The 12,451-nt window shown below is 73.7% G+C and carries 5 protein-coding genes; 3 read left to right on the top strand and 2 right to left on the bottom strand.

The genetic code is table 11. The features are described from left to right. The first annotated feature begins 41 nt into the window (after positions 1-41). The 3 genes from ACFWV3_RS04130 to ACFWV3_RS04120 are packed head-to-tail and all read left to right on the top strand — an operon-like array spanning position 42 to position 6,372. Entirely contained in the window at positions 42-4,772 is a 4,731-nt protein-coding gene (locus ACFWV3_RS04130; RefSeq protein ID WP_382408010.1) for an amino acid adenylation domain-containing protein, read from the top strand. Beyond that, positions 4,769-5,032, top strand: coding sequence for a phosphopantetheine-binding protein (locus ACFWV3_RS04125; protein ID WP_382408008.1), 264 nt, complete (start codon positions 4,769-4,771; stop codon positions 5,030-5,032). The genes ACFWV3_RS04130 and ACFWV3_RS04125 overlap by 4 nt, the downstream gene beginning before the upstream one ends. Then, positions 5,029-6,372 (top strand): NAD(P)/FAD-dependent oxidoreductase, encoded by a 1,344-nt coding sequence (locus ACFWV3_RS04120; protein ID WP_382408006.1) that lies wholly within the window; start codon positions 5,029-5,031, stop codon positions 6,370-6,372. The genes ACFWV3_RS04125 and ACFWV3_RS04120 overlap by 4 nt, the downstream gene beginning before the upstream one ends. A gap of 115 nt (positions 6,373-6,487) precedes the next feature. Here the strand turns inward: ACFWV3_RS04120 and ACFWV3_RS04115 are convergent, their stop codons facing one another. After that, positions 6,488-11,320, bottom strand: coding sequence for an acyltransferase domain-containing protein (locus ACFWV3_RS04115; RefSeq protein WP_382408004.1), 4,833 nt, complete (start codon positions 11,318-11,320; stop codon positions 6,488-6,490). Positions 11,321-11,402: 82 nt separating this feature from the next. Further along, on the bottom strand, positions 11,403-12,449 hold the full coding sequence (locus tag ACFWV3_RS04110; protein ID WP_382408002.1) for a ketoacyl-ACP synthase III family protein: 1,047 nt from the start codon (positions 12,447-12,449) through the stop codon (positions 11,403-11,405). Between the last annotated feature and the right edge of the window lie 2 nt (positions 12,450-12,451).

Genomic DNA, 12,451 nt, shown 5'->3' with positions numbered 1-12,451 from the left:
GGACGGCAACCCGTCCCATCGCGCACACAGTGGAGAGACGAATGGACAGCGTGCCCCACGCCTGGATCGCGCGGCGGGCGGCCAGTGCACCGGACGCCCTCGCGCTCGTCGAAGGCTCCCGCCAGGTCACCTACCGCGAGCTCGACCACTCGGCGAACCGGCTCGCGCACCTCCTGCGGGCCCGCGGCGTCGAGCCCGGCGACCGCGTCGCCGTACGGCTGCCCCGCGGCGTCAACCTCGTCGTCGCACTGCTCGGCGTGTGGCGGGCGGGCGCGGCCTACGCGCCACTCGACCCCGCACACCCGGCGGAGCGTACGGCGACGGTGCTCGCGGACGCGCGCCCCCGGCTGGTGATCGCCGAAGCCGAAGCCGACGTCGTGCTCGACCCGGAGCTGACCGTCCTGCGCGACCAGGACGACACCGCGCCGGACGTGCCCCTCACCGGTGACCACCCCGCGTACGTGCTCTACACGTCCGGATCGACCGGTACCCCGAAGGGCGTGGTCGTCACGCTCGCGGGCATCGGTAACCAGCTGCGGTGGCTCTCGCGCACGCACGCCCTCGAGGCGGGCGACCGGGTGCTGCAGAAGACCGCGCTCACGTTCGACGCCGCCGGCTGGGAGATCTGGGCGCCGTTGATCAGCGGCGCGACCGTCGTGCTCGCCCCGCCCGGCGCGGAACGCGACGCGGGCGCCATCGTGCGCGCGATCGCCGACCACGGGATCACCGTGCTGCAGGTCGTGCCCTCGGTGCTGCGCGCGCTGGTCGAGGAACCCGGCTGGGAGCGCTGCACCACGCTGCGCGTGCTCTCGTCCGGCGGCGAGCAGCTGCACGCCGACCTCGTCCAGCGGTTCCTGCGGGTCGCGGAGAACTGCCCCGTCACCGTCTGGAACACCTACGGCCCAACGGAAGCGGCCATCGACGTCACCGCCCAGCGGTTCGACGACCTGCAACGCTCCGGCCCGGTGCCGATCGGCGCCCCGATCGAGGGGATGCGGGTCGAGCTCGCCGCCGACGGCGAGCTGCTCATCGCCGGACCCGGTGTCGCGCAGGGCTACCTCGGCAGCCCGGCGCTGACCGCCGAGCGGTTCGTGCCCGGCGAGGACGGCGGCCGGTGGTACCGCAGCGGCGACCGCGCCCGCCGCCGCACCGACGGCACCCTGGAGTACCTCGGCCGGATCGACCAGCAGGTCAAGGTCGACGGCGTGCGGATCGAACCCGGCGAGGTCGAGGCCGTGCTGAGCACCCACCCCGCCGTGCGCCAGGCCGTGGTCGCGCCCTACACCGCCGCCAACGGCACCACCCGCCTCGCCGCCTACGTGCGCACGGACGCCGAGGCGGACCTGGCCGCGTTCCTCGCCACCCGGTTGCCCGAGACGCACGTACCCGCGGCGTTCGTCGAGGTCGACGACTTCCCGCGCACGTCGAGCGGCAAGGTCGACCGGGCCGCCCTGCCCGCACCCGGCGTGTCCGGCCCCGCCGTGACGACCGAGGCCGAGGAGCTGGTCGCGGGCGTGTGGCGGGAGCTGCTGGGCGTCGAGCGGGTCGGCGCGCACGACGACTTCTTCCGGCTCGGCGGCTCCTCGCTGCAGCTGACCAGGCTCGGCAACCGGCTGCGCGCGGCCACCGGGGTGGACGTTCCGCTGGCCGCCCTGCTCGGCTCGACCACGGTCGCGGCACAGGCCCGGCTGATCGACCCGCGCCCGCCGTCCGCGGTGCCGGTGCGCCCGGTGCCCCGCGACGGCGCGCTGCCGCTGTCGTTCGGGCAGCAGCGGCTGTGGCTGCTCGACCGCATCCACCCCGCCGCCCGCGAGTGGGTCTCCGGGCTGTTCCTGCGTACCGACGCCGACGAGACTTCCGTGCGCACGGCACTGGACTCCCTGGTCGCACGGCACGAATCGCTGCGCACCCGGTTCGTCGTCGAGCACGACGAACCACGCCAGGTCGTCGACCCGCCGCGGCCGATGGACCTGCGCGTGCTCGACGTTCCCGCCGACCGGATCGCGGCCGTCCTCGACGAGGACGCGCGGCGCGGCTTCGACCTCGCCGCCGGACCCGTCGTGCGGGCACTGCTGTTCCCCGCGGCCGGGCGGCTCGTCGTGCTGATGCACCACATCGTCTGCGACGGCTGGTCCTCCGCGGTGCTGGAGCGCGAGTTCCACGAGATCCTCGCGGGCGGCACACCGTCCACTCCGGACGTCCAGTACGCGGACTTCGCCGTGTGGCAACGCGAACGCCTCACCGAGGACGTCCTCGAACGGGAGCTGGCGCACTGGCGCGAGGAACTGGCGGGAGCAACGCCGCTCGCGCTGCGCACCGACCACCCGCGTCCCGCCGCCCGCGACGCCCGCGGCGCCGTGGTGGGCTTCACCGTCCCGGCCGAGGTCGTGCGGCAGCTGACCGAGCTGGGCCGGCGCAGCGACGCGACCCCGTTCATGGTGCTGCTCACCGCCTACGCCACGCTGCTCGCCCGCTACACCGCCCAGTGGGACGTCATCATCGGCAGCCCGGTCGCCGGCCGCGACCGGCCCGAGGTCGAGGACGTCGTCGGGTTCTTCCTCAACAGCCTCGTCCTGCGCTGCCGCCTCGACGGCGACCTGACGTTCGAACAGGCTCTCGACTCCGTGCGCAACACTTGCAAGCAGGCGTTCGCCCACCAGGAGCTGCCGTTCGAACGGCTCGTGGCCGCGCTCGCCCCGGAACGGGACCTCTCCCGCACGCCGCTCTACCAGGTGGCGTTCGACTTCCACGGCGCCGAGCTGACCGGTGCCCCCGCCGACGACGCGGAGCTCGCCACCCTCCTCGAGGCCTCGCAGGTCGCCAAGACCGACCTCACGCTCTACTTGCGCGAGCAGACCGACGGCTCGATGACGGGCATGGTCGAGTACGCGACCTCGCTGTTCGACCACTCGACTGTCGAACGCCTGGCCGGGCACTTCGGGCAGCTGCTGGCCTCGGTCACGGGCGGCACGCCGCTCGGCACCGCGAACCTGATGCCCGCGGACGAACTGCGCGACGTGCTGTCCTGGAGCGCCAACCCCGTCGAGCCGGTCACGTCCTCGGTGCTCGACGGGTTCGAACGGCGGGCCGCGGCCACGCCCGACGCGACCGCGCTGGTCGTGCCCGGCGGGACCGTGACGTTCGGCGAGCTCGACGCGCACGCGAACCGGTTGGCGCGCAGGCTGCGCGCGGCGGGCGTCGGGCCCGAGTCGGTCGTCGGCGTGTGGCTCGACCGCGGCGCGGACCTGCCCGCCGCGTTCCTCGCGGTGTGGAAGGCCGGCGGCGCCTACCTCCCGCTCGACCCGGACTTCCCGGCCGACCGCGTCCGGTACGTGCTGGCCGACGCCGGCGCCGACGTGCTGATCACCCGCCGGGACGGCTTCGACGGGCTGCGGCCCGACGACTGCGAAGGCGACGCGACCCCGTTGCCGCGCAAGACCGACCTGGACGCGCTGGCGTACGTCATCTACACCTCCGGCTCCACCGGTCGCCCCAAGGGCGTGCAGGTGCCGCACCGCGGTCTCGCGAACCACGTCCGCTGGGCGGTCGGCGAGCTCGCCGGAACCGGTGGCGCGCCGGTGTTCTCGTCGGTCGCGTTCGACCTGGTCGTGCCGAACGTGTGGGCGCCGCTGCTGGCGGGCCACCCGGCGCACCTGCTGCCGCAGGACCTCGACCTCTCCGTGCTCGGCGCGCACCTGCTGGCCGCGGCGCCGTACGGGTTCCTCAAGCTCACGCCCGGCCACCTCGACGTGCTGACGCAGCAGCTGACGCCCGAGCAACGCGGGTCCCTCGCCGACGTGATCGTCGTCGCGGGTGAGGCGCTGCCGCCGCGGCTCGCCGCGCAGTGGGACGGCCTGGTCAACGAGTACGGCCCCACCGAGACGTCCGTCGGCGCCTGCACGCACCCGGTGCGGCGGCCGCTCGGCGACACGGTACCGATCGGGAAACCGTTGCCGGGTGTCACGATGCACGTGCTCGACTCCCGGTTGCGGCCGGTGCCCGTCGGGGTCGTGGGGGAGCTGTTCGTCGGCGGCGCCGGCGTCGCCCGCGGCTACGCGGACCGGCCGGACCTGACCGCCGAGCGCTTCCTGCCCGACCCGTTCGGCCCGCCCGGCGCGCGCTTCTACCGCACCGGCGACCTCGTGCGGCTGCTGCCCGGCGGTGACGTCGACTTCGTCGGCCGCGGCGACCAGCAGGTCAAGATCCGCGGCTACCGCGTGGAACTGGGCGAGATCGCCGCCGTCCTCGCCGAGCACTCCGGCGTGCGCGACGCGGTCGTCGTGGCGCCCGGCGGCGTGCTGACCGCCTACTACGTGCCGGTGGCCGGCGACGTGGAGCTGGACGGCTGGTGCGCGGAACGGCTGCCCGCCTACATGGTGCCCGTCACGTTCACCTCGCTCGCGGCGTTCCCGTTGACCGCCAACGGAAAGCTCGACCGCGCCGCGCTTCCACCTCCCGGCCCCGCCGTCGAGACCCTCGTCGCGCCGCGCGGTGTCGTCGAGGAACGGATCGCCGAGATCTTCACCGCGCTGCTCGGCGTCCCCGCCGGGGCGCACAGCCACTTCTTCTCCATCGGCGGCAACTCGATCCTCGCGATCCGGCTGATCGCGACGATCCAGTCCGAGTTCGAGGTGACCGTGCCGATGCGCGCGGTCTTCGAGGGCGGCACCGTCGCCGACCTCGCCGCCGTGGTCGAGCAGCAGGTGCGCGCCGAGCTCGACCGGATGTCCGACGAAGAACTTGCCCTGCTCGACGAGAGTGAGAACCGATGACCGAGGAAGAATACGTCTCCGCGCTGCTCGCCTTCGTGCGACGGGAGTTCCTGTCGGACTCCGACGACGTGGAGCTCACGGCGGCCACCCCGCTGATCGAGTCGGGCGTCCTCGACTCGCTGCGCATCGCCGTGCTGATGGCCTTCATCCGCGACGAGTTCGCCGTGCAGGTCCCGCTGACGAAGATCGACGTACAGCACTTCGCCGACATCCGCACCATCGCCGCGATGCTGCACGAGGAACAGGCGGTGCGCGCATGAGCCCCGACTACGACGTCGCGGTCATCGGCGGCGGCCCCGCCGGCTCCACGATGGCGTCCTACCTGGCGCGGGCCGGGCTGAAGGTGGTCGTGTTCGAGGGCGAGACGTTCCCCCGCGAGCACGTCGGCGAGTCGCTGGTGCCCGCGACCACGCCGGTGCTGGCCGAGATCGGCGTGCTGGAGAAGATCGACGAGGCCGGGTTCCCGAAGAAGTACGGCGCCTCCTGGACCTCCGCCGAGTCGCGCGACATCCCGAAGATGGGCTACAGCGGGCTCAGCCACGGCTGGACCGCGGACATCCAGTTCGTGGAGCGCAACCAGCCGGGGGTGGACCGCGACTACACGTTCCACGTCGACCGCGGCCGGTTCGACGCGATCCTGCTCAAGCACGCCCAGGAGCAGGGCGCCACGGTCTTCAACGGCGTCCGCGTGCGCGACGTCGACTTCTCCTCGCCGGAGGAGGTCCGGCTGACCTGCCGGGTCGGCCCGCGCGACGTGCCGTTCACCGCGCGCATGGTGGTCGACGCCTCCGGCCGCTCGACCCTGCTGGGCAAGCAGCTCAAGGTGAAGGTCAGCGACCCCGTGTTCGACCAGTACGCGGTGCACACCTGGTTCGAGGGCCTCGACCGCGGGGCGCTCGCGGGCGACGCGTCGCAGGTGGACCACATCTTCGTGCACTTCCTGCCCATCAAGGACACCTGGGTGTGGCAGATCCCGATCACCGACACCATCACGTCCATCGGCGTGGTCACCCAGAAGAAGCGCTTCCGCGACAGCTCCGGCGACCGCGAGGAGTTCTTCTGGGACTTCGTCTCCAGCCGCCCGGAGCTCGCCGACGCGCTGAAGAACTCCCAGCGGCTGCGCCCGTTCAAGGTCGAGGGCGACTACAGCTACGCGATGGAGAAGATCTGCGGCGACCGCTTCGTGCTGATCGGCGACGCGGCCCGGTTCGTCGACCCGATCTTCTCCAGCGGCGTGAGCGTGGCGCTCAACAGCGCGCGGATCGCGGCCCAGGACATCATCGCCGCGCACGCCGCCGGCTCGTACGAGAAGGACCGCTTCGGCACGTACGAGACGAAGCTGCGGCGCGCGGTGAAGTACTGGTACGAGTTCATCTCCATCTACTACCGGCTCAACGTGCTGTTCACGGCGTTCGTGCAGGACCACCGCTACCGCGTGGACGTGCTCAAGATGCTGCAGGGCGACGTGTACGACGGCGAGGAGCCCAAGGCGCTCGTGGCGATGAAGGAGGTCGTGGCGGCCGTCGAGGCGAACCCCGACCACCTCTGGCACCCCTACCTCGGCACGCTGCGGGCGCCCACCTCGGCACCCAGCTTCTGACCGCACGAACGACGCGGGCCGGCTCCTCCGGGAGCCGGCCCGCTTTCGCATGTCCGTTGTGGAGTGACGAAAGAGGTGGCCGGGAAGGGGATCCCGGCCACCTCACGTCGTGCGATCAGCTGGTGGTGAGCCGTTCCGCCAGGTGGTCCGCGATCGCCGTGACGCTGGGCTGCTGCCACAGCAGCGCGGACGGCAGCTTGTGACCGAACCGCTTCTCCAGCCGCTTGCGCACCACGATCGTGAGCACGGAGTCGAGGCCCTGCTCCACGAGCGACCTGCGGACGTCCAGCGAGGCCGCGGGCATCCGCATCTCCCCGGCGATCTGCGCGCCGATCACCTCGATGAGCTTGTCCTGCAACTGATCCGACTCCAGCCCGTCGAAGTCGTCCGGTGCCGCGGCGGGGACGGCCTCGGCGGTCGCGAGCTCACCCAGCAGCGGCGGGCGGTCGGCGTCCGCGGTGGCGACCACCCGCAGCACCGGGTAGTGGCCGGGGCCGCGCTGCGCCGCGAAATCCCACGCGCGGAACGCCTCGTCGGCGGAGATGTCGCCGACGCCGCGGGCGGCGAGCTGCCGGTCGACGGAGGCGTTGACCGCCATGCCCTGTCCGCGCCACGACGTCCAGCCGAGGCTGGTGACGTCCGGGCGGTGGGCCGCCAGCGCGTCCAGGAACGCGTTGGCCGCGCCGTAGGTCGCCTGGCCGGGCAGGCCGAGCAACTGGCCGCAGGACGAGAACAGGGCGAAGAAGTCGAGGCTGCCGGCGGGGAACGCCGCGTGCAGGTTCGCGGCACCGGTGACCTTCGGTGCCAGCACCGTCCGCATCGACGCCAGGTCGACGTCGACGGCCATGCGGTTGTCGAGCACGCCCGCCGCGTGCACGATCCCGCGGATCGGCGGCAGGTCCAGCTCCCGCAACGACGCCACGGCCTCCGCGTCGGTGATGTCGAGCGCGACGCAGCGGACGGTCACACCGGCGTTCTCGAGCCCGCGGACCGCCTCGACCTGACGCCGGTCGGGGTGGTCGTCCCAGCCGCCGCGCGCGGGGAACGGCGTGCGGCCCACGAGCACGAGCCGCCGGGCGCCGCGTTCCGCCAGCCACCGCGCGACCTCCAGGCCGAGCACGCCCAGCCCGCCGGTGATCAGGTAGGTGCCGTCCGGACGGCAGGTCAGCGGCGCGTGGGTGGGTTCGCCCGAGGCGGGCCGCAGCGTCGCCGTCTCGACCCCGTCGCCGCGGATGGAGATCACGTCCGAGGCCGGTGCGGATCCGATCACCTCGTGCAGCCGGTCGGTCGAGCCGTCGGCCGGCAGGTCGACGACGCCGCCCCAGAACTCCTCGTACTCGGTCGCCAGCACCCGGCCCAGGCCCCACAGCACGGACTGCGCGAGCGCCTGAGGGCTCGCGCTCTCGCGGACACCGGTCGTGACGCACCACAGACGCGGCGGTTCGTCCATCATGGACAGTTGCTGTGCCTTCTCCAGCAGCTGCCAGGCGATCTCGGCCGGCTCCCCGTCCGGTGCGAGGAACACCTCGTCGGTGACGCCGGGGACGACCTCGCGGGCGTCGCCGAGATCGAGGGGCCGCCAGGCGATCTCGTGCACCTGCTCGGCCGGGGTGGACCGGGTGGCCGGACCGCCGTACCGCAGGCCGGTCAGCTGGGCCAGCACGGTGCCACCGGTGCCGGCGACCAGCACGTCGACCGTGTCGTCCGCCGTGACGGACACTTGGACGTCGACGACGGGCGACGGCGTGCCGGTCACCTGGACGGCGCCGATCCCGGCGACGACCCGCAGCTCGGCGGGGCCGGGGAACGCGGAGGGGGCGATGGACAGCGCGGCGTCCAGCACGGCGGGCCAGGAGCCGTCGGCGAGCACGCGGGCGCGCAGCACGGTGCCGGCGCGCAGCAGCTCCTCGACGGTCCACTCGAAGGCCATGTCCGGTACGCCCACCGAACGGAGGTGGTCGCGGACGTGGCCGGGGTCGAGCGGCGCGGACCCCTTGGGCAGCTTCGGCAGCCGAGCCGGCAGGTCGGGGACCGCGCCGGTCGTGGCGGTGCAGAGGGTGAGCCAGGTGCCCCCGGACTTCCCGGCGACGCGCAGGCCGGTCCCGTCGCGCACGACCTGGATCTCGCCGGCGCGCACCGGCAGGCGCAGGTCGACGTCCGTGACGGCCGTGGTTCCCGCGGCGCGGAAGAAGGTGTTGACCAGCACGGCGGCCGGGACGATCTCGGTGCCGTGGATGGTGTGGCTGCCGGGGTAGGGGCGGTTCGCGTCGTCGAGGGTGGTGCGCCACAGCGTCAGGTCCGGCCTGCCCGCCACCGGCACCGGGGCGCCGAGCAGCGCGTGGTCGGCCGGGTCGTGCTGCTGCACAGTGCCGCTGACCGACGACTCGTGCCAGTGCGGGGTGTGCTGCCAGACGTGCAACGGCAGGTCGACGAGGTCGCCCGCGGGCTGCAGGCGGTCCCAGTCGACGTCGACACCGGCGCAGAACGCGGCACCCAGCGCGGTGAGCACCGAGACCTGCTCGGGCTTGTTGCGCCGCAACGTGATCCCGACGAACGCGTCCTCGTCGCCGAGCGTCTCGGTGAGCGAGTGCGCGACGACCGGGTGAGCCGAGATCTCGATGAACCGCCGGTGGCCGTCCTCGATCGCGGCCCGCGTCGCGTCCAGCAGGCGCACCGGGTTGCGCAGGTTCGCGGCCCAGTACGCGCCGTCGAGCGGCGCGGTGGAACGGGGATCGGCCTGGGCCGTGGAGTACATGGTGATCCGCGGCTCGCGCGGGTCGAGGCTGCTCGCCGCCGCGGCGAGATCGGCGGTGAGCGCGTCCATCTGCGGGCTGTGGAACGCCACGTCGGACGCGACCCGGCGGACCTGGACGTCGTCGGACCACTCCCGCACCAGGGCGTCGATCGCGGCGGGGGAGCCGGAGACCACGCAGGACGAGGGCGACGCGGAGATGCCGGCGACGACGTCGGTGCGTCCGCCGAGCCGGTCACTCGCCTCCTCGAACGACAGCGACGTCATCGCCATCGCGCCCTGCCCGGCGACCCGGCGCAGCAGCGCGGACCGGCGGCAGCTCAGCCGCGCGCCGTCCTGCGGGCTCAGTGCGCCGCAGGCGACCGCGGCCGCGATCTCGCCGACCGAGTGGCCGATGACCGCGTCCGGCGTGACGCCGTGCGCCCGCCAGAGCGCCGCGAGGCCGACCTGGACGACGAAGATCATGGTCTGGATGCGGTCGATGGTGTCGAAGTCGCCGTCCCGCAGGACCTGCGCGGGGGAGAAGCCGATCTCCTCCAGGAAGACCGGTTCCAGCTCGGCGACCGCGGCGGCGAACTCCGGTGAGCTGTCGAGCAGCTCACGGCCCATGCCCGCCCACTGCGCGCCGTGCCCGGAGAACACCCACACGAGCCCGGTGCCGGGGTCGGGCGGTACCGGGTTGGGCAGCGCCTCGCCGTCCGCGACCAGCCGCAGGCCGTCGGCCAGTTCCGCCGCGGTCGACGCGACCACGGCCGCGCGGTGCGGCAGGTGCGACCGCCGGTGGGCCAGGGTGTGGCCGACCGCGGCGAGGTCGTCGTGCTCGGCGAGCCGGGCGGCGGTCGAGCGCAGGGCGTCCGGCGACGCCGCGGACAGGGGGAACAGCCGCGGCCCGTCGTCCGGTGCGGTCGCCTCGGCGCGGACGGGTGCCTCCTCCAGCACGACGTGCCCGATGGTGCCGCCGTAGCCGAACCCGGAGATGCCGGCCCGCCGGACCCGCTGCCCGCGCGGCCATGGTGTGCGGGTGGTGTTGACCCGCAGACCGGACGCGGCCCAGTCGATCGCGGGGTTCGGCGTGGCGCAGTGCAGGCTCGGCGGGAGCTCCCCGTGGTGCAGGGCGAGCGACGCCTTGATCAGGCTCGCGATCCCGGCGCCCGCCTCCAGGTGCCCGATGTTCGGCTTGACCGACCCGATCCGCACCGGTTCGGCGCGCCCGCCGCCGTAGACGGCCGCCAGCGCACCTGCCTCGAGCGGGTCGCCGAGCCGGGTGCCGGTGCCGTGCGCCTCGACGTAGTCCACTGTGGAGGGTTCGACGCCCGCGCGGGCGCACGCCTCGCGCAGCAGCTCCTCCTGCGCGGAACCGGACGGCGCCATGATCCCGTTGGTCCGCCCGTCCTGGCGCACCGCCGACCCGCGGATCACGGACAGGACCCGGTCGCCGTCGCGCAGCGCGTCGTCGAGCAGCTTGAGCACCAGCACGCCACCGCCCTCGCCGCGCCCGTAGCCGTCGGCGTCCGCGGAGAACGGCTTGCACCGCCCGTCGGGCGAGGTCGCCCCGGCGGCGTCGAGGGTGAGCGTGAGACCCGGCCCGAGGATCAGGTTCACGCCACCGACCAGCGCGACGCCGCACTCCCCGTCGGCGAGCGCCCTGGCCGCCAGGTGGGTGGCGACCAGCGACGCCGAGCACGCGGTGTCGACCGCGAGGCTGGGCCCGTGCAGGTCGAGCGCGTAGGAGATGCGGTTGGCCGCCGCGCACAGCGCGCTGCCGATGCCGGTCCACGCCTCGATCGAGGGCAGGTCCTCCAGCATCCGGCGGCCGTAGTCGTCGGACCCGATGCCGACGAACACCCCGGTGTCGCCGCCCGCGAGCGACCGCGACGGGATCCCGGCGTGTTCCAGCGCCTCCCACGCCACCTCCAGCAGCAGGCGTTGCTGCGGGTCCATCAGCTCGGCCTCGCGCGGGGTGAGCCCGAAGAAACCGGAGTCGAAGCCGGAGACGTCGGCCAGGAAGCCGCCGGGAACGGCCGCGCGGCGCAGCTCCGCGGGGTACGAGCCGTCGTAGGCGCGCCACCGGCCCTCCGGCAGGTCGCCGACGCCGTCCCGGCCGGAGACCAGCATGTCCCAGAACGCGGCCGGGCCGTCGGCGCCGCCCGCGAACCTGCAGCCGACGCCGATCACGGCCACCGGTGGTGTGCTCATGACTCTCCTCGCATTCTCGATCCCGACGGCGGAGGCGTGACCGCGGGACCGAGCCGCCGGTCACGGCCCACCGGTGGTGTGCTCACGGTTGCCCCGGCGAGTCCAGCCAGAGCGGGCGGTGGTCGATCCCGACCACCGCGGCGGACAACGTCACGCCCGGTCCCACGCCGAGCATCAGCAGGTGGTCGCCCGGCTCCAGCTCGCCGGCCGACAGCAGGTGGTCGAGCGACACGACCTGGTCGCTCGCGCCGAGGTGGCCGACCGTGCGGCCGAACTCCCAGGTGGAACGGGACATGCCGAGCCCGAGCGCGGCCATGCACCGCTGCTCGACGATCTCCCGCGAGTAGTTCATGTACGCCACGCGCGTCACGTCGCCGAGACCGATGCCCGCCTCGTCGAGCACCCGCTGCACGACGGTCAGCGTCTGCTGGTGGATGCGGATCAACGCGCCGGTGCCCTCGCCGGAGGACACCATCCGGCTCTTGTAGGCGGCGTTGCGCGCCACGAAGTCGAGCGGCGCGCCGACCGTGGGGCCCGGCGGGAACATCGGCTCGTCGCCCCGGTGCATCTGCTCCGCCTCCGGCACGGCCACCGAGGCGACCGCGAGCAGCCGGCCGAACCCCGGTTCCCGCGACAGGACCACGGCCGACGCCGCGTCGCCCGCGACGTAGCCGGGACCCATCCGCCAGCGGTCCATCATCGGCGTGCCGAAGTTGTCCGACGCCACGAGCAGCGCGTCGCCCCGGCCGGCCGTCACGTGCGCCGCTCCCAGCTCCAGCGCGCCGAACATGCCGTTGCAGCCCATCCGCACCTCGACCGCGAGCACGTCGCCGCCGAGCAGGTGCCGCTGCAGGTGGTACTGCGGCTGCCAGCCGTCCGGGCCCTGGTGCCACGAGTCGGCGTACAGCAGCACACCGATGTCCTCCGGGACCTGGCCGGTGCGCTTGAACGCCTCCTGGGCCGCCAGCAACGCCATCTCCGGCGCCGGCACGTCACCCGCGACGGCCGCGCCGGCGAGCTGGTGCAGCTCCACCTCCTCGGCGGGGTAGAGGCCCCGCGCGACGGCCTCCTCGATGCCGACCACCGGTGGCAGGTGGACGCCGATCCCCTTGATGTACACGTCGTGCACGC

It is taken from the genome of Lentzea sp. NPDC059081 (genome assembly GCF_042738015.1).
In the GTDB taxonomy this organism is placed as follows: domain Bacteria; phylum Actinomycetota; class Actinomycetes; order Mycobacteriales; family Pseudonocardiaceae; genus Lentzea.
Note: the sequence above shows the minus strand (reverse complement) of the source record. Positions and strands in the feature narration are given on the sequence as shown.

What these genes read in the sequence shown, in the direction of transcription:
- ACFWV3_RS04130 (WP_382408010.1), top strand. Translation starts at nt 42, where the DNA reads ATGGACAGCGTGCCCCACGCCTGGATCGCGCGGCGGGCGGCCAGTGCA.
- ACFWV3_RS04125 (WP_382408008.1), top strand. Translation starts at nt 4,769, where the DNA reads ATGACCGAGGAAGAATACGTCTCCGCGCTGCTCGCCTTCGTGCGACGG.
- ACFWV3_RS04120 (WP_382408006.1), top strand. Translation starts at nt 5,029, where the DNA reads ATGAGCCCCGACTACGACGTCGCGGTCATCGGCGGCGGCCCCGCCGGC.
- ACFWV3_RS04115 (WP_382408004.1), bottom strand. Translation starts at nt 11,320, where the DNA reads ATGAGCACACCACCGGTGGCCGTGATCGGCGTCGGCTGCAGGTTCGCG.